Consider the following 16,898-nt stretch of genomic DNA (forward strand, 5'->3'; position numbering starts at 1 on the left):
ATTCAACGCCATCTCCGAGAGCCGCCAAGAAAACGAGAATACCAAGCGTTAATTTGGTAAGTTAGCGCCAATGGGGGGGACAGGTCTCACCATGCCCACCACCGGTGCGGCTGCCCCTCACCCCAACCCTCTCCCCGTAAGAACAGGGAGAGGGAGCCGACCGTCACCGCGGTCAGCAGCTAACAAGCTCCACGCACCTGCGTCATACCGTACTGACGACGTCAGCCATGTCCACCCGAACCGTCACAAACTAACACTTCCGCGTCGCAGTGAGACCGCTTGTCGCGCAGCGTGACGAAATCGTGGTTCCCTGGGAACGCCGACTGTCCATTGCCGTTCTCTCGTCACCATTCACTGAGAGGAGACACCACATGGTGATGAAGACTGTTGCGGCCGGCCTCGCCGGTTCCCTGCTGCTCGCGACCGCCGCCTTCGCTGCGGAGAGCACCACCACCACGACCAGCACCACGATCAAGAGCAACACCACCGCTGCGTCCTATCAGGGCGACTGGCGCAGCTCGAAGCTCGTCGGCGTCAAGGTCTACAACAACAACAACGAGAACGTCGGCTCGATCGACGACCTGCTGGTCGACAAGAGCGGCGCGGTCAAGGGCGTCGTGATCGGCGTCGGCGGCTTCCTCGGCATGGGCGAGCACCTCGTCGCGGTCTCTTTCGACCAGGTGAAGTTCTCGGATCAGCCGGTGCAGTCGACCACGGCTTCCAACGCTCCGGCTTCTGGCACGACCTCGTCGACCAACCCGCCGGCTTCGACCACGACGACCGGTGCCGCCACCGGCACGTCGTCCTCGTCGATGAGCTCGAAGAACCGCTGGTATCCCGACCATGCGATGATCAACGCGACCAAGGACCAGCTCAAGGCGATGCCCGAGTTCAAGTACTCGGAGTAACGGCGTCACAGACGATTAGTCGATCGTCTCGATCGCGGCGCGCCCGGATCCGTCCGGGCGCGTTCGCGCGTCATGCTGCGGGGCGCAAGGTGGTCTGGCCGAGCGGCAGCTCGATGCGGGCGATCAGCCCGCGCGGCTTGCGATCGTGCAATGACAGCTCGCCGCCATGCGCCTGGACGATCGCCTTCGCGATCGAGAGGCCCAGGCCGAACCCGGTGGCCTCGTCCATGTTGCGGGCATCGTCGCCGCGCACGAACGGCTCCAGCATGTCGGGCTTGCGCGCATCGGCGATCCCCGGTCCGTCATCCTCCACGTCGATCGTCAGGCACTTCCCAGACGCCGACAGTCTGATCACGGTTTCCTTGCCGTACTTCACGGCGTTCTCGACCAGGTTGGTGACCGAACGCATCAGGTCGTCGGGCCGCACCGTTGCCATCGCGTGCGCCGGGCCGACATAGGTGACGCTGTGGCCGACATCGGCGAACTGGTCGGCGACGAGCTGCAGGATGCTCGCGATATCGACCAGCGTCATCGGCTCGAGCTTGCGGCCGTTGCGCAGGAATGACAGCACCGAGCCCAGCATCGCATGCATCTGATCGAGATCGGCCAGCATGCGATTGCGCTGCAGTTCGTCCTCGACGAACTCACAGCGCAGCCGCATGCGGGTCAGCGGTGTCCGCAGATCGTGGCTGATGGCCGCCAGCATCTTGGTCCGGTCGTTCATCAGCGCCGTGATGCGTTGGCGCATCCGGTTCAGGGCGCGCGCCAGCGACCGGATCTCTTCCGGTCCGCGCTCGGGCAGGGCAGTGGCATCGCCATCGAGGCTGAAGCTCTCGGCAGCCTTCGCGAAGCTCGACAGCGGTGAGGTCAGCGCACGGGCCGCCCACAGGCCGAGCAGTGTCGTGCTGATCAGCGCGAACATGATCGTCGTCAGCCATGGGGCGCCCCAGAACGGTGGCCGGTGTGGCCGGTCGGCCATCCGCGCAGAGACCATGTTGCCGTCGGGAAGGGCGAAGACGACGGTGCGCGTCTGGGAGCCGGGCGGCGGCATGAAGATGCGATAGCCGGGGCCAAGGCCGCGAAAGCCGCCTGGACCGTGAGGCCGTCCGTCGGCCATCTCCTGAGGCGCCGGGTGGCGCTCGTCGCCACCGGTCCCGGCCTCGACGTCGGGGCCGGCCGGCTCGCGCCGGCGGCCATCCGGCAGAGGTCCCGCGTGAGGCTTGAGCTCGAACTCGGGATAGGCGCGGGCAATGTCGGAGATCAGTCGCGGCCGTTCGGCAGCGGGCGCGCGTCCAAGAATGCGGATGGCGGTCGCGAGCTGAAACGGCCCGACTTCGTTTTCGGGGTCGGGCTGCTCGGCGCGATAGATCAGGAACGTCGCCGTGATAATGGCATGGAGCGCCACGATCGAAATGGCCACCAGCGCCGTGATCTGGCCGCGGATTCCCTTGAGGTTGAGAAAGCCGAACGACATCATGACATCGCCATTCGATCCGGCCGGTCAATGGCTTTGCGGGCCGGTCACCACCTCGACGACGGGCGTGAACATGTAGCCGCCGGAGCGCACGGTCTTGATCATGGTGGCCTCCTGCGGGTCCGGCTCGATCTTGCGGCGGATGCGGCTGACCAGCACGTCGATCGAGCGCTCGAACGAGCCGGCGTTGCGGCCCTGCGTCAGGTCGAGCAGGCTGTCGCGCGACAGCACGCGGCCCGGCCGCTCGCAGAAGGTGCGGAGCAGATCGAATTCCGCGCTCGTCATCGCGACGCGCGCGCCTTCGGGATTGCGTAGTTCGCGGAGCCGGAAGTCGATCGTCCAGCCGAGGAAGCTCAGCGCGGTCGCGCCTTCGGTTGCGCTCGCCGTCATCGCGGCCGCCTGCCGGCGCAGCACCGCGTTGATGCGGGCGAGCAGCTCGCGCGGATTGAACGGCTTTGGCAGATAGTCGTCGGCGCCCATCTCCAGTCCGAGGATGCGGTCGACGTCCTCGCCGCGCGCGGTGAGCATGATGATCGGCACTTGCGATTCCGCGCGCAGCTTGCGGCACAAGGTCAGGCCGTCCTCGCCGGGCAGCATGACGTCGAGGATCAGGAGATCGACACGGTGGTCGCCCATGATGCGGGTCATCTCGCGGCCGTCGGTCGCGGTGGTCACGTTGCAGGCATTGTTGCGCAGATATTTCGCGATCAGCGTCCGCGTCTCGCGGTCGTCCTCGACGACAAGAATGTGTGGTTGTGTCTGGGCCATACCGACAAGTGACCTAGAATCGCGGCGTTTTGCGAAGAATTTTGTTACGGAATGTTTCCTGCGACGGGCGCGCGGACAAGGCCCGACAATCTCTTCCTGCGCCGTGTTGCGGCTTCCGTGAGGGCGCGTCAAGCCTCGCGAAACGTATGGCCTCGAGGCCGCAGCACGCTCGCGCGATGCGGCTGCATCGGGTTACCGGAAACGGTACGGACGTTCGTGAGTGGCCGCAGACGAGGTCAGGCCCGATTGAATCGTTGCGGTCGTTGCACGGTCCGAAGGCGCGCAGCGCCGGGATGCGGCGTTCCGAAACGGCCCGTCACAGTCCCGGCAACGTATTGACTCGGACCGACATCGTGCCCTCCGCCGAGGCGATCACGCGCAGCACGGTGGCGTCGAAGGCGATGTCGGTCAAAGCGAGGTTGTTGATGTCGGTATCGACGCGGATGCCGTTCTCGTTCTTCTGCAGCTCGGCGACCGCGGTCGCGATCTTGTCGCGGACGTTGTCGGCGAAAGGCTTGAGATCGACCACCGAACGTTCCAGCAGCGCGCGCTGCAGATGCGGCACCACGGCGCGCGCGGCGGCGCCGAGCAGGCCGAACGCCGCGTCGGATTCGACGGCGAGCTGCAGGTCCGACAGCCGCAGGATCTGCTGCGCCTGATCGACCATGGGGCGTCCCCAGATGTGCACGGTCGCGTCGGCGCCGAGGCCGAAGAAGCTCTCCTTCTCCTTGCCCTTCACCTGCAGCGAGATCAGCAGCCGGTTGCCCGAGGGCACGACGGTCGCGTGCTTCACCGTGACGGCGACCGGGCCGGAGCCGTCCTCGGGGAACGTCCGCCCGGCGAGCTGCGAGTCGACGAGCTTGCTGAGCTCGGTGAACGGGACGTCGATCGGAACCGCGACGTTGATGGCGCCGGCGGTGGGTGGAATGATCGTGATCTTGTCCGGGAACGGACACTCCGGCTTGGTCTCGGCGGCCGTGACCCGGGTCTCCGCTTCGATTCCCATGGTGACGCTGACGGCGTTGGCATCGATCGCGGGCTGCGCGGCCAGCGCCCGTGTCGGCTTGATCTCGAGCCAGACCGCGGGCAGTCCCGGCGTGGTGCCCTGAAGCGGCACCGAGCGGCAGGCGCGGGCCCACTGCGCCTGCGCCACGCGCCGCACGGTCGGGTCCTTGCGCAGCCTGTCGCTGAGCGCGCTGAGCTGGTCGTTGACGGTCTTGTCGATGACCGGCTTCATCTGCGCGGGCACGTTGACGCGGGCGCCGGCGACGGTCAGCGCGGTGTCGCCGAGATTGACCTGGGCGGTGAAGTTCGGCTCGACATACCAGGCGGCGGCCAGCCGCGGCCGCATCGCGATCAGCACGTTGCCCTTGATGTCGGCGGTGGCGTTCAGATTCTTGATGTTGATGCCGCCGATCTGCTTGGCCGCATCCGAGCCGAGCAGGCCGCCGATGGCGTCGCCGAGCGCGCCGGTTGCTTTGGCAGACAGCGATCCGGTGACGTTCAGCCGGCCCGAGAGCGGCGTCGCCAGCGACAGAGTGTCCTGGGTACCGGTGGCGGCGATGGGGCCGCGGGTGACGGTCCAGCCGATGTCGGCATTCTGCAGGATCTGGTTGACGGGATTGTCGGCCTTGCCGGAGAAATTGCGCGGCGTGGCCTTTTCGGCGGCGTCGCGAATCGCGCCGAGCGAGATCGAGACCGGCGTCATGATGATCGAATTGCGCGTGGCCGGCGGCAGCGGCGGCAGTTGGGTCAGCTGCGGCGCCGGCGTGCTGCCCGAGAACAGAAACACCTCCACGATGATGATGCCGACCAGCACGATGGCGGCAAGGCCGGCGGCGCCGATCAGGATCAGCCGCAGCCGGGGCGGCGAGCGCCGCGGCGGAGGCTGCGTTCTCGGGGCGAGCGGATGCGGCCTGCTCTGCCAATCCGGTCGCGGTGTCGGAAGGTTCATGTCGGATCCACGGACTCCAGCTGCCACGCCGGCCCATGCCGGAAGCGGCGAGATCGCGGTTAATACAAGATTGCCGAGCTTACAGGGCCGGACGGAGGCGCGCCAGGGCAGCCCGTGACGCGGATCATCATCAATCGGCCGTGATGGTGAACGCCGACATGCGCGCAAAGAAATGACCGCCGCGGCTTTCGGGCCTCGGCGGTCCAGTCAGGGAGGATCCGGAGGAAGGAACGAGCGGCGCGGGCTAGCGTGTCATGCGGCCGAGATCGGCGCGGCGCTCCATCGGCAGCACGATCACCTTGGCGCCGACGCTGACGCGGGAATAGAGGTCGATCACGTCCTGGTTGGTCAGGCGGATGCAGCCCGACGACACATGGGTGCCGATCGTCTCCGGCGCGTTGGTGCCGTGGATGCGGTAGACGGTGCCGCCGAGATACATCGCGCGGGCGCCGAGCGGATTGCCGGGACCGCCGGCCATGTGACGCGGCAGATAGGGCTGGCGTGCGATCATCTCCGGCGGCGGCGTCCAGTCCGGCCATTCCGCCTTCCTGGTCACCGACTGCACGCCCGACCAGGTGAAGCCGTCGCGGCCGACGCCGATGCCGTAGCGCATTGCCTGGCCGCTGCCGAGCACGTAGTAGAGGTACTTGTTAGGCGTATCGATCACGACCGTGCCCGGCGCCTCGCGAGTCGAATAGCTCACGACCTGGCGGCGCAGCCGCGCCGGCAACTCATAGGCGGTCGCCTCGTCCTCGCGCGGTGTGATCAGTTGCGGCGCCGTCGCCGGCGGCTCATAGGCCGCAATCGGCGGCGGCAGCAGGAACGGGAAGGGGAGCGGCGCGGGAGGTGCCGCCTGCGTCGGCGTCGCCGCCACGATTGCGGATGCGACGAGTACACCAAAGAGAATGCGGGATGACGAATGCACTATGCCCGGCGTGACCATGGACGTCCCCTCGTTTGATCGCTTGTTGCGCGCCGTGCTTGTCTCGGCCGGCGTCGTCAAAATCAGTTGCCTGTCATCATTCTTTGCGGCGCATTGATCCACGCCCGATGCTGCAACTCATAGGGGAGAAAAGTTTCGTTGCGTTTGCGCGCTGCACGCAAAACGGTTTCGTCGGCTTAACCGTTTGTTTCATGACGGTTTCACGACAGCGCCCGCGCGGGACGGCCACGGATCGCGGGGAAAACAGCAGTTGCGGGCAAAAAGACCCTTCGACAGTTCGATGACGTCACACGCCTGAAATAACAATGTCGGAATTTGCGGCTGTTCAGAATCGCTGCAACTTTCCGGATCGCCTTATGCGGATCTTAATCGCAACCGACGCCTGGCACCCGCAGGTCAACGGCGTGGTGCGCACGCTCACCTCGCTGGCGCGCGCGGCCACAGGCCTCGGCGCCGACATCACCTTCCTCACACCGGAAGGCTTTCCGTCGTTCGGCGTGCCGACCTATCCGGGCCTGCGGCTCGCCGTGACCAACGGCCGCGAGATCGCCCGCCGCATCGAGGCCGCAGCACCGGATGCGATCCATATCGCCACCGAAGGCACGATCGGCTGGGCGGTGCGCCGCTACTGCCTGCGCCACGGCCTGCCGTTCACGACGTCCTACACGACGCGCTTCCCTGAGTATGTCTCGGTGCGCACCGGCATTCCCGATGCCGTCGGCTACTGGGTGATGCGCCGCTTCCACGATGCGGCCGCGATGACCATGGTGGCGACCAATTCGCTGAAGCAGGACCTCGCGTCGCGCGGCTTCAAGAAGCTGGGTTTCTGGACCCGCGGCGTCGATACGAAACTGTTCAATCCGGATGAGCCGGTCACGCTCGATTTGCCGCGCCCGGTGTTCATGACCGTCGGCCGTGTCGCGGTCGAGAAGAACCTCGAGGCGTTCCTGTCGCTGGACCTGCCGGGCTCGAAGGTCGTGATCGGCAACGGTCCGCAGAAGGCGGAGCTCGAGCGTCGCTTCCCCACCGCGCATTTCCTCGGCGAGAAGACCGGCAAGGACCTGACCGCGCACATGGCGGCCGCCGATGTCTTCGTGTTTCCCAGCCTGACCGATACGTTCGGCGTGGTGCAGCTGGAGTCGCTGGCGTGCGGCACGCCGGTCGCGGCCTTCCCCGTGACCGGTCCGCTCGACGTCATCGCCGACCATCCGATCGGGGCGATCGACTGGGATCTGCGCGCGGCGTGCCTGAAGGCGCTGACGATGTCGCGTGAGACCTGCCGGGCGTTCGCGCTCGACCGCTCCTGGGAGAACAGCGCGCGCCAGTTCATCGGCAATCTCGCCGTGCTGCAGCCGTCCCGCGTCGTGCGACCGACCCCGGTGCTGGCCGGCCAGAGCGCGGTGCGCAGCTGACGGCGGATCTTGCGTCACTCCATCAATTCCAAACCAAGTGAGATGTAACGATGGCAGAAACCATGAAGCTCGACGGCGCGCGGGAGCTCGACTTCGATCGCGAGCAGGTCGAGCAGGCCTATGACCGCTGGGCGCCGATCTACGACCTCGTGTTCGGCGGCGTGTTCGAGAAGGGCCGCCAGGCCGCGATATCGGCCACCAACAAGCTCGGCGGCCGCGTGCTCGAGGTCGGTGTCGGCACCGGCATCTCGCTGCCGCTCTATGCGCCGCATGTGCGCGTGTTCGGCACCGACATCTCCGAGGCGATGCTCGGCAAGGCGATGCGCCGCGTCGCCGACCAGCGGCTGAAGAACGTCGAAGGGCTTGCGGTGATGGACGCGGAGCAGCTCGATTTCCCCGACGATTCGTTCGACGTCGTGATGGCGCAATATGTCGTCACCGCGGTGCCGAACCCGGAGGTCGCGCTCGATGAGTTCGCCCGCGTCCTGCGCCCGGGCGGCGAATTGATCATCCTGACCCGTGTCAGCGCCGATGCCGGCATGCGCCGCGTGATCGAGCAGGCGTTGCAGCCGGTCGTGCGCCGCCTCGGCTTCCGCACCGCCGAATTCGGCTGGTCGCGCTACATGCGCTGGCTCGCCGGAGCGCAGCGCATGGAGCTGGTCGAGCGCCGGCTGATCCCGCCGCTCGGCCATTTCTCGCTGGTCCGTTTCCGCAAGCTGGAGCGTGCTGCCGCGGCTTGAAGCCGCGGCCACCGTCTACCGCCGCTGCGGCGTTCTCCGTAGTCCAAAACGTTTCACTGCGTCCGATCGTGTGACATCTTGATGATGTCACACCATCTACACCGAATCCCTGTACACGACCTGCAACTCATACTTCGGAGCAACCATGATCAAGCATTTCCTGGAGCAGCTGCGGATCCAGCGCTGGGACGACCATCGCTACTATCATCACAGCCGTATCAATCAGAGCCTGCACTTTGTCAGCGCGCTCAGCTTCATGATCGCCTACGTGATGATGGTGTTCGATCCGCTGGTCTCGGCGCTGATCGGCTGGCTGGTGTCGATGACCTCGCGCCAGGCGGGCCACTTCTTCTTCGAGCCGAAGGGCTACGACCACGTCAACCAGGCGACCCACGAGCACAAGGAAGAGATCAAGGTCGGCTACAATCTGCAGCGCAAGGTCGTGCTGATGTCGATCTGGGCCGCGGCCCCCGTGGTGCTGTATCTGCAGCCGACCCTGTTCGGCCTGCTGCCGCCCTGGACCTCGGCGATGGAGTTCGTCCGCGAGACCGCCAAGCTCTGGCTGGTGATCGGCATCGGCGGACTGCTGTTCCGCACCATCCATTTGTTCTTCATCCGCGACGTCGAGACCGGCCTCGTCTGGATGACCAAGATCATCACCGACCCGTTCAACGACTTCATGCAGTACCGCTCGGCGCCGCTGGCGCTGCTGCGCGGCGAGTTGATCGATCCGGGCCTGCATCTGATGGGCGAGACCCTCGAGGAGCAGCACGCCTGATCGGACCGATGCGTCGGAGTTGCGCGATGCCCGGGCCGGTCCCGGGCATCGGTGTTTGTGGGGGCTGTCGATGTTGAACGCAGGCTGTCGCGGCAAGGGCAGTGCGCCCCCTCTCCCGCTTGCGGGGGAGGGGCGGGGAGGGGGCAGGCTTGCTCCGCTGATCGTGAGAGCGCGTCGTGCCGCGGCCCCCACCCGTCGGGCTCTGCGAGCCCGCCGACCTCCCTCGCAAGCGGGGGAGGCGCTGGCCTCAGCGCCCGAACGCGGCGCCAAGCATTTCCTTCAGGATCTGGCGCTTGATCGCCTTGTTGGTGAGTGTGCCGTCGTTCCACCACCAGCCGTCCTGCTTCATCTTCTCGGCCGCCGAGACGAAGCGCCTGGTCACCTCGGCGAAATCGGCGTCGGTGTAGTTCAGGCTGAAGATGAAGCGGCCGGTGCCGACCCAGCTCAGCGCCAGGCCCTCGGCGCGCAGATAGTATTGCAGCATCCAATTGTAGCGCGACGGCACGGTGTACTCGACCAGCCAGATCGACTGCAGATTGGAGACGCGCACCGGCAGCTCCTTGGCGGTGAGCTCCGCGTTGAGCTGCGCGGCACGGCCGTTCCAGGTCTCGTCCAGCCCGTCATAGATGGCGCGGAAGTTCGGGCTGTCGAGCCGGCTCAGGAACTCGTCCATTGCCGCCATCACGTAAGGATGCGAGTTGAAGGTGCCGCGCGCGAAGCAGATGTCGGCCGGGCGGTCGTCGCGGAAGCGGCGCATCAATTCGCGCTTGCCGCAGACGACGCCGATCGGCAGTCCGCCGCCGAGGCTCTTGCCGTAGGTGACCATGTCGGCTGTGATGCCGAAATACTCCTGTGCGCCGCCCGGCGCGAGCCGGAAGCCGAGGAAGACCTCGTCGAACAGCAGCACGATGCCCCGTTCCGTGCAGACATCGCGCAGCTGCTTCAGCCAGGCGGTGTAGGCCTCGCGGTCGTACTTCCCCTTGCGCGAGGAATCGACCAGCGCGGAATCGCCAGGCGCGTTGCCGTTCGGATGCAGCGCCTGCAGCGGATTGACCAGCACGCAGGCGATGTCGCGGCGGGTACGCAGGACATGCAGGGTTCGCTCGGACATTTCGGCGAGCGTGTAGGTCTCGTGCGGCGCAATCGGATTGCCGACGCCGGGCTGCACGTCGCCCCACCAGCCATGATAGGCGCCGGCGAAACGCACCAGATGGCTGCGACCGGTGTGGTAGCGCGCGAGCCGCACCGCCTGCATCACCGCCTCGGTGCCGGACATGTGGAACGAGACCTCGTCCATGCCGGACAGCTCGGTCAGGCGCTTCACATTGTCGGCCACGACCGGGTGATAGAGCCCGAGCACCGGACCGAGCGCGCTCGCGCGTCGCTCGGCGGCTGCGATGCACTCCTTGTAGAAATCGTAGCCGAAGATGTTGACGCCGTAGGAGCCGGTGAGGTCGTAGAACTGGTTGCCGTCGAGATCGGTCAGGGTGACGCCCGAGGAGGCCTGCATGAACGAGCCGGCGCCGAGCTGCTCCTTGACCAGACGGCTGTACTGGAAGGGGACCCGGTAGCTCTGGGTGAACTGCAGGTCGGAGATGCGGCTTGCGGCCTCCGCCGTCAGCGCGCGGCTCTTGGCGAACCTCTCCTGGAACAACGCGCCGAGTCGGAAGAAGCCGTCCTGGCGCTTCGTGGCGATCGCCTGCGGCGCGCCGTCGGAGCGGAAGAAGTCGTCGATCTCGAACTCATAGCGCGGGATCAGCCTGGAGATCCGGCGCGACATCTTGGAATGGCCGGCCAGCGAGCGGTGCTTGGCGCGCGACAGCTCGATGCGGGCCTTGACCTTCGGGGCCATGGCGGCCGTCACGGCAGCGCCAACGGCGAGCGATACATAAGGAATCGAGTTTTCCATCATGTCCAAAAGCGCTAACCACTCCTGCTGACAGATTCATGACAGTCAAAAGCCTGATCGCCTCCGTCACCCAACAGGAAGACCTCAACTTCCTGCTCACCAACCGCGTGCCGCGCGCCGCGCTGACCCGTTTCATGGGCTGGTTCTCCAAGATCGAGAATCCGCTGGTCCGCGACGCCTCGATCGCGCTGTGGAAGCTGTTCTCCGACCTCGATCTCTCCGAGGCCAAGGAGAACCGCTTCAAGAGCCTGCACGGCTGCTTCACGCGCGAGCTGAAGCCCGGCCTGCGGCCGTTCGATCCCGATCCTGCCATCGTCACGAGCCCGTCGGACGGTATCATCGGCGCCCACGGCCTGATCCGCGACGGCGAGCTCTATCAGATCAAGGGCGCACCCTATTCATTGCGCGAGCTCGTCGTCGATCCCGCCGTGGTCGAGACCCACCGCAACGGCTGCTTCGTCACCTTGCGTCTCACGTCGAGCATGTATCACCGCTTCCATGCGCCTTACGACATGACGCTCGAGCATGTCAGCCTGATCCATGGCGACGTCTGGAACGTCAATCCGATCGCGCTGAAGCGGGTCGAGCGGCTGTTCTGCAAGAACGAGCGCGCCGTGATCCGCACGCATCTCGCCTCGGGCGAGCCGTTCACGATCGTGCCGGTGGCGGCGATCCTGGTCGCGAGCATCCGCCTGCATGCGCTCGACCGCGTATTGAACGCGCAGACCGAGCGGCCGCTCGCCTACCCCTGTCACAACAATGTGCGCAAGGGCGACGAGCTCGGCTGGTTCGAGCACGGCTCGACCATCATCCTGCTCGCGCCGGGCGACTTCACGTTCTGTCCCAATGTCACGGAGGGCGCCCGCATTCGCGCCGGCCAGCCACTGTGGCGCAGGCGCGTCGCCGCCGGATGAATGTCGGGTCCCTGCCTGCGCAATCTCGATTTCGTCGTTGCGCAGTCCTATATCGGAGCGTTCAACTGACGAATCAGACCGCGGGAGTTGCGGTCGTTGCGGCTCGGGAGAGGCGATGGCGAGAGCGCCGATCATGGCGGCAGGTGGCATCGTGCTGCGGCGGGAACAGCCGCCGCGCATCGCGGTCGTGCGCCTGCGCAAGCGTGACGAATGGGTGCTGCCGAAAGGCAAGCTCGACGACGGCGAGACGCCGCGCGACGCCGCCAAGCGCGAGGTGCTGGAGGAGACCGGCCACAAGGTCACCGTGCATGAATTCCTCGGCACCCTGGTCTACGACACGGGCACGCGTTCCAAGGTCGTGCACTACTGGCGCATGGAAGCGGCCGGCGAGCCGTCGCAGCCGTTGATGGACGATGTCCGCGCCGTCGACTGGCTGCCGCTCGATGCGGCAGTGGGGCGGCTGTCGCGCGACCATGAGAAGACCTTCCTGGAGACCGTCGGGCCCTACGCGCTGGCAGGCCTGATCCGCAAGACCAAAGCGAAGTCCGCGCCCGAGGTGGCGGCGAAGACCGCCGCTGACAAGAAGCCGGTCGAGAAGCCCGCGGTGGAGACGGCGGCGCTCGCGGCAAAGCCTGCAACGGCCAGGAAGCGCCGCAGCCGGATCGTAGAGCAGCCCGCCCCGGCGCCGGAGATCGCCGACCTCGCGATCGACGTGCAGGGCGAGCAGCCAGCCGAAGCCGTGCTTGCGGCTGCGGCGCCCGGCCTCGATCAATCCGAACCGATCGTCTTGGAGACGACGGCTATGTCGGTGGAGGCGGACCTAGCCCCGCTGCCGGCCGAACCCGTAGCGATGGAACGCGAGCCCGCCGACCTCGAGCGCATCGAAGCGGTCGCCGCCGCGATCAAGTCGCTGCTGCCCACCCCGGTCGCGCCGGATGCCGATGTGAGCCGCCAAAGTGAGGACGGGCTTGATCCCGGCGCTGAGGCCATGCCGCCTGAGGATGCGGCCGCCGTCGATGACGAGGCGCAGGACGGACCGCGCCGCCGCAGCCTGGCGGAGAAAATGCGGGCGTGGCTCGGCCGCGCCGCTTGAGCCGGACGGCGACGCGACCGACCAGGCGGTTGCACCGTCCGCCCTTTGCACGTGCTGGCCTGGGCAAGTCCCGCTGGCCGCTGCTGAAAAATTGTTGCGAACCATTGGCGCCATCGCGGGTTGATGCGGGTCCGTCAATGGAGATCCCGCATGAGCGCGTCGCGCGAGAATGCCTTACCCCTTTCCAGGCCTGCGCCTCTGTCCGTCACGCTTCAGATCAACGGCGAATTGCGTACCCTGCCGGTGGCGCCCTGGACCACGCTGCTCGATCTCCTGCGCAACCATCTCGATCTCACCGGCACCAAGAAGGGCTGCGATCACGGCCAGTGCGGCGCCTGCACCGTGCTGATCGACGGCCGCCGCGTGCTCTCCTGCCTGACGCTCGCGGTCATGAAGGACGGCGCCGAAATCACGACCATCGAGGGACTCGCCAAGGGTGATGAGCTGCACCCGCTGCAGCAGGCCTTCATCGATCACGACGCCTTCCAATGCGGCTATTGCACGCCGGGCCAGATCTGCTCGGCGGCCGGCCTGATCGCCGAGGGCAGGGCGAAGACGAAGGACGAGATCCGCGAGCTGATGAGCGGCAACATCTGCCGTTGCGGCGCCTATCCGAACATCGTCGGCGCCATCGAACAGGCGATGGGAGGAGGACGATGAACAATTTCGACTATGCCCGCGCGAGCGATGTCGCCGAGGCCGTCAAGCTCAAGGCGGCGGTGCCGGAAGCCAGGTTCATCGCCGGCGGCACCAACCTGATCGACCTGATGAAGTATCACGTCGAGCAGCCGCGTCAGCTGATCGACATCAGCCGCCTGCCGCTGACGAAGGTGGACGAGACGAGCGCCGGCGGCGTCAGGATCGGCGCGCTGGTGCCGAACAGCACGCTGGCCTATCACCCGGTCATCGAGAGCCGCTATCCGCTGCTGGCGAGCGCGATCCTCGCCGGCGCCTCGGCACAGCTCCGCAACATGGCCTCGACCGGCGGCAACCTGCTGCAGCGGACACGTTGCGCCTATTTCTACGACGTCGCCACGCCCTGCAACAAGCGCACACCCGGCGCCGGCTGCTCGGCCATCGATGGCTTCCACCGAGGCCATGCCATCCTCGGCACCAGCGCCGACTGCATCGCGACCCATCCCTCCGACATGTGCGTCGCGCTGGCCGCGCTCGGCGCCACGGTGCATGTTACAGGCGCCTCCAGCGAGCGCCTCATCGCCTTCGCCGATTTCCACCGGCTGCCTGGCGACCGTCCGGATCTCGACAACACGCTGCGTGCCGACGAGATCATCACCGCGATCGAGCTGCCGGCGCAAGGCTTCGCGTCGCACCACAGCTATCTGAAGATCCGCGACCGCCTGTCCTATGCCTTCGCACTGGTCTCGGTCGCCGCTGCGCTCGAGCTCGACGGCAGCCAGATCCGCGAAGCACGATTGGCGCTCGGTGGCGTCGCCCACAAGCCGTGGCGCAACCAGGCTGCCGAGGACGCGCTGCGCGGGCAGGCGCCGGATCCCCAGGCGTTCGGCCGTGCCGCGGACATCCTGCTCAAGGAAGCCAAAAGCTCCGGGCACAATGCGTTCAAGATCCCGCTCGCGCGTCGCGCGATCGTCCGCACGCTGACCCAGGCCGCGAACGCAACCCCGCAGATCCAAGCCATCAAGACCATCCGGTGACGTCATGACAGCTCACATCGGCACTGCCACCTCCCGCGTCGACGGCCGCGCCAAGGTCACCGGTGCCGCCAAATATGCCGCCGAGTTCACCGCGCCGGGCCTCGCCTTCGGCGTTGTGGTCAATTCCACCATTCCGAAGGGGCGGATCATCAGCATCGATCCCAGCCGCGCGCTCGCCGTCGACGGCGTGATCGACGTGCTGACCCACACCAACCGCGTCAGGATGGCGGACAAGGACGACGATTATCGCGACGAGGTCGCGCCGGAGGATGGCTCGCCCTATCGCCCGCTCTACGACGACCATGTGCATTTCAACTTTCAGCCGGTCGCGCTGGTCGTGGCCGAGGACGAGGACACCGCGCGCTTCGCCGCGACGCTGGTCGTGGTGGAGTATGAGGCCGAGAGCTTCGCGACCGATCTGCAGGCACGGTGCGAGCAGGCCTTCAAGGTCGACAAGCCGATGAAGCCGCGCGGCGACGCGACAAGGGCGCTCGCCGGCGCAGCCGTGCGTCACGACGCGGACTATGGCGTGCCGATCGAATATCACAACCCGATGGAGCTCTATGCGTCGACGGTGCTCTGGCGCGAGGGCGGCAAGCTCGTGGTCTACGACAAGACCCAGGGCGTGCAGAACGTGCTGCGCTATGTCTGCAGCGTTTTCCGATTGAAGGAGGACGACGTCCAGGTGATGTCGCCATTCGTCGGCGGCGCGTTCGGCTCCGGCCTGCGCCCGCAATACCAGGTGGTGCTCGCCGCCATGGCGGCGCTGAAGCTGAAGCGGGCGGTGCGCGTCGTGCTCAGCCGTGCCCAGATGTATGGCTTGTGCTATCGCCCGGCGACGATCGAGCGGCTGGGGCTCGGCGCCCGTGAGGACGGCACGCTGGCGGCGCTGACTCATGAAGCCATCGCAATGACCTCGCAGCACGAGGCGTTCTCGCGCAACGACATCGGCTGGGGCGAGGTGCTGTACACCTCCGCCACTTCGCGCGCGACGCATCGGCTCGCCAGGCTCGACGTGCCGACGCCGGGCGACATGCGCGCGCCCGGCGCCGCCAGCGGCGTCTACGGTCTCGAATGCGCGATGGACGAACTCGCCGTCGCGCTCAAGATGGATCCGCTCGAATTGCGCCTGCGCTGCTATTCCGATCGGGATCAGGACAAGGATCTGCCGTTCTCCAGCAAGCGGCTGAAGGAGTGCTATCAGCAGGGCGCCGGGGCCTTCGGCTGGTCGAAGCGCAATCCGGAGCCGAGGTCGATGCGTGACGGCCGAGAACTCGTCGGCTGGGGGATGGCGAGCGGGGCCTGGGAGGCCTTGCAGATGCCGTTCGCGGCGCGGATTGTGATGACGGCCAACGGACATGTCGAGGTGTCGAGCGCGACCTCCGATATCGGAACCGGCACCTACACGATCATGGCACAGGTCACCGCCGACATGCTCGGCGTGCCGCTCGACAGCATCAATGTGAAGCTCGGCGACTCCACGCTGCCGAAGTCGCCGGTGGAGGGCGGCTCATGGACCGCAGCCTCGATCTCGCATGCGATCGTCAACGCCGCTGATGATATCCGGGCGGAGCTTTTGAAGATCGCGCACACCATCCCGGGCTCGCCTTTGCAGGGGCTTGGGGCCGACGAGGTGACGCTCGCGGGTGGCGCGATCGTTGCCATCGCGGATCGCAATCGTTCGGTGCCCATGGCCGACGTCATGCGCCATCGCGGCATGGACCGGATCGAAAAGGAGCGCGGCTCGGAGTTCGAGGACGACGACAAGCACGCGCACAACACGCATTCGGCCGTTTTCGCCGAGGTGAAGATCGACGAGGAGCTCGGCGTCGTCAGGGTGACGCGCATCGTCAATGCCGTCGCCGCCGGGCGCATCCTCAATACCAAGACGGCTTCGAGCCAGATCATGGGCGGGGTCGTCATGGGCATCGGCATGGCGTTGCACGAGGAAGCCCAGATCGACCAGCGGTTTGGGCGCATCATGAACGCCAACATCGCCGAGTATCACATGCCGGTGAATGCCGACGTTCACGATATCAAGGTGATCTTCGTCGACGAGGAGGATCGCACCATCAACAAGATGGGCATCAAGGGCGTCGGCGAGATCGGCATCGTCGGCGTCGCCGCGGCGATCGCCAACGCGGTCTATCACGCCACCGGCAAGCGTATTCGGGATTTGCCGATCACATTGGACAAGGTCGTGGGGTGAGCCGGTCTCGCCCCCGACAGCCGACGGCTGTGAGGGGTCTCGGGGAAGATCCCAGAACGGCTCCAACTGTGAGACCCATGTTATGTGAATGTGCGTCACGACCATTGTCGTGTCCCGCGCTGG

The 16,898-nt window shown here is 66.4% G+C and carries 14 protein-coding genes; 9 read left to right on the plus strand and 5 right to left on the minus strand.

From position 1 onward, the window contains the following. Nucleotides 1-371: 371 nt before the first annotated feature. Nucleotides 372-908, plus strand: a complete 537-nt coding sequence (locus QX128_RS20725) for a PRC-barrel domain-containing protein (RefSeq protein ID WP_316238377.1) — start codon at nt 372-374, stop codon at nt 906-908. 70 nt (nt 909-978) lie between these two features. On the opposite strand, the gene QX128_RS20730 is transcribed toward QX128_RS20725, so the two are convergent. The 4 genes from QX128_RS20730 to QX128_RS20745 all read right to left on the minus strand — a co-directional run bounded on the left by QX128_RS20730 (nt 979) and on the right by QX128_RS20745 (nt 6,047). Next, a complete protein-coding gene (locus QX128_RS20730) occupies nt 979-2,385 on the minus strand; it encodes an ATP-binding protein (RefSeq protein WP_316177860.1) in 1,407 nt (468 codons plus the stop codon). Nucleotides 2,386-2,409: 24 nt separating this feature from the next. Continuing rightward, the gene (locus tag QX128_RS20735) at nt 2,410-3,150 is read right to left on the minus strand and encodes a response regulator (protein ID WP_316177862.1); all 741 of its coding nucleotides are present in this window, start codon (nt 3,148-3,150) and stop codon (nt 2,410-2,412) included. A gap of 316 nt (nt 3,151-3,466) precedes the next feature. Continuing rightward, nucleotides 3,467-5,104, minus strand: coding sequence for a DUF4403 family protein (locus QX128_RS20740; RefSeq protein WP_316238378.1), 1,638 nt, complete (start codon nt 5,102-5,104; stop codon nt 3,467-3,469). A 244-nt stretch (nt 5,105-5,348) separates the two neighbouring features. Then, nucleotides 5,349-6,047, minus strand: a complete 699-nt coding sequence (locus QX128_RS20745) for a L,D-transpeptidase (RefSeq protein ID WP_316238379.1) — start codon at nt 6,045-6,047, stop codon at nt 5,349-5,351. A 356-nt stretch (nt 6,048-6,403) separates the two neighbouring features. Between QX128_RS20745 and QX128_RS20750 the strand changes: the two genes are divergently transcribed. The 3 genes from QX128_RS20750 to QX128_RS20760 all read left to right on the plus strand — a co-directional run bounded on the left by QX128_RS20750 (nt 6,404) and on the right by QX128_RS20760 (nt 8,977). Continuing rightward, entirely contained in the window at nt 6,404-7,459 is a 1,056-nt protein-coding gene (locus tag QX128_RS20750; protein ID WP_315804382.1) for a glycosyltransferase family 1 protein, read from the plus strand. A gap of 50 nt (nt 7,460-7,509) precedes the next feature. Next, nucleotides 7,510-8,199 carry a class I SAM-dependent methyltransferase gene (locus tag QX128_RS20755; protein WP_315804383.1) on the plus strand — a complete coding sequence of 230 codons (690 nt, stop codon included), beginning with the start codon at nt 7,510-7,512 and terminating at the stop codon, nt 8,197-8,199. Nucleotides 8,200-8,344: 145 nt separating this feature from the next. Then, nucleotides 8,345-8,977: a hypothetical protein gene (locus QX128_RS20760; RefSeq protein ID WP_316177869.1), complete on the plus strand. Its 633-nt coding sequence runs from the start codon at nt 8,345-8,347 to the stop codon at nt 8,975-8,977. A 247-nt stretch (nt 8,978-9,224) separates the two neighbouring features. Here QX128_RS20760 and QX128_RS20765 read toward each other — a convergent pair whose 3' ends face one another. After that, nucleotides 9,225-10,889 carry an aminotransferase class III-fold pyridoxal phosphate-dependent enzyme gene (locus QX128_RS20765; protein WP_410053169.1) on the minus strand — a complete coding sequence of 555 codons (1,665 nt, stop codon included), beginning with the start codon at nt 10,887-10,889 and terminating at the stop codon, nt 9,225-9,227. A gap of 35 nt (nt 10,890-10,924) precedes the next feature. Here QX128_RS20765 and asd point away from each other — a divergent pair, with 35 nt between their 5' ends. The 5 genes from asd to QX128_RS20790 all read left to right on the plus strand — a co-directional run bounded on the left by asd (nt 10,925) and on the right by QX128_RS20790 (nt 16,775). After that, nucleotides 10,925-11,800 carry an archaetidylserine decarboxylase gene (gene asd / locus QX128_RS20770; RefSeq protein WP_316238381.1) on the plus strand — a complete coding sequence of 292 codons (876 nt, stop codon included), beginning with the start codon at nt 10,925-10,927 and terminating at the stop codon, nt 11,798-11,800. 115 nt (nt 11,801-11,915) lie between these two features. After that, a complete protein-coding gene (locus QX128_RS20775; protein ID WP_315804386.1) occupies nt 11,916-12,893 on the plus strand; it encodes an NUDIX hydrolase in 978 nt (325 codons plus the stop codon). Between the two features lie 150 nt (nt 12,894-13,043). Continuing rightward, the gene (locus tag QX128_RS20780; protein ID WP_316238382.1) at nt 13,044-13,553 is read left to right on the plus strand and encodes a (2Fe-2S)-binding protein; all 510 of its coding nucleotides are present in this window, start codon (nt 13,044-13,046) and stop codon (nt 13,551-13,553) included. Then, nucleotides 13,550-14,566: a xanthine dehydrogenase family protein subunit M gene (locus QX128_RS20785; protein WP_316238383.1), complete on the plus strand. Its 1,017-nt coding sequence runs from the start codon at nt 13,550-13,552 to the stop codon at nt 14,564-14,566. The genes QX128_RS20780 and QX128_RS20785 overlap by 4 nt, the downstream gene beginning before the upstream one ends. Nucleotides 14,567-14,570: 4 nt before the next feature. Continuing rightward, the gene (locus QX128_RS20790; protein ID WP_316238384.1) at nt 14,571-16,775 is read left to right on the plus strand and encodes a xanthine dehydrogenase family protein molybdopterin-binding subunit; all 2,205 of its coding nucleotides are present in this window, start codon (nt 14,571-14,573) and stop codon (nt 16,773-16,775) included. Nucleotides 16,776-16,898 lie beyond the last annotated feature (123 nt).

The sequence above is a fragment of the Bradyrhizobium sp. SZCCHNR1015 genome (assembly GCF_032489875.1).
Classification (GTDB): domain Bacteria; phylum Pseudomonadota; class Alphaproteobacteria; order Rhizobiales; family Xanthobacteraceae; genus Bradyrhizobium.

Excerpts from the sequence above, each read along its gene's own strand:
- QX128_RS20725 (WP_316238377.1), top strand. The coding sequence starts at position 372 with ATGGTGATGAAGACTGTTGCGGCCGGCCTCGCCGGTTCCCTGCTGCTC.
- QX128_RS20730 (WP_316177860.1), bottom strand. The coding sequence starts at position 2,385 with ATGATGTCGTTCGGCTTTCTCAACCTCAAGGGAATCCGCGGCCAGATC.
- QX128_RS20735 (WP_316177862.1), bottom strand. The coding sequence starts at position 3,150 with ATGGCCCAGACACAACCACACATTCTTGTCGTCGAGGACGACCGCGAG.
- QX128_RS20740 (WP_316238378.1), bottom strand. The coding sequence starts at position 5,104 with ATGAACCTTCCGACACCGCGACCGGATTGGCAGAGCAGGCCGCATCCG.
- QX128_RS20745 (WP_316238379.1), bottom strand. The coding sequence starts at position 6,047 with ATGGTCACGCCGGGCATAGTGCATTCGTCATCCCGCATTCTCTTTGGT.
- QX128_RS20750 (WP_315804382.1), top strand. The coding sequence starts at position 6,404 with ATGCGGATCTTAATCGCAACCGACGCCTGGCACCCGCAGGTCAACGGC.
- QX128_RS20755 (WP_315804383.1), top strand. The coding sequence starts at position 7,510 with ATGGCAGAAACCATGAAGCTCGACGGCGCGCGGGAGCTCGACTTCGAT.
- QX128_RS20760 (WP_316177869.1), top strand. The coding sequence starts at position 8,345 with ATGATCAAGCATTTCCTGGAGCAGCTGCGGATCCAGCGCTGGGACGAC.
- QX128_RS20765 (WP_410053169.1), bottom strand. The coding sequence starts at position 10,889 with ATGATGGAAAACTCGATTCCTTATGTATCGCTCGCCGTTGGCGCTGCC.
- asd (WP_316238381.1), top strand. The coding sequence starts at position 10,925 with ATGACAGTCAAAAGCCTGATCGCCTCCGTCACCCAACAGGAAGACCTC.
- QX128_RS20775 (WP_315804386.1), top strand. The coding sequence starts at position 11,916 with ATGGCGAGAGCGCCGATCATGGCGGCAGGTGGCATCGTGCTGCGGCGG.
- QX128_RS20780 (WP_316238382.1), top strand. The coding sequence starts at position 13,044 with ATGAGCGCGTCGCGCGAGAATGCCTTACCCCTTTCCAGGCCTGCGCCT.
- QX128_RS20785 (WP_316238383.1), top strand. The coding sequence starts at position 13,550 with ATGAACAATTTCGACTATGCCCGCGCGAGCGATGTCGCCGAGGCCGTC.
- QX128_RS20790 (WP_316238384.1), top strand. The coding sequence starts at position 14,571 with ATGACAGCTCACATCGGCACTGCCACCTCCCGCGTCGACGGCCGCGCC.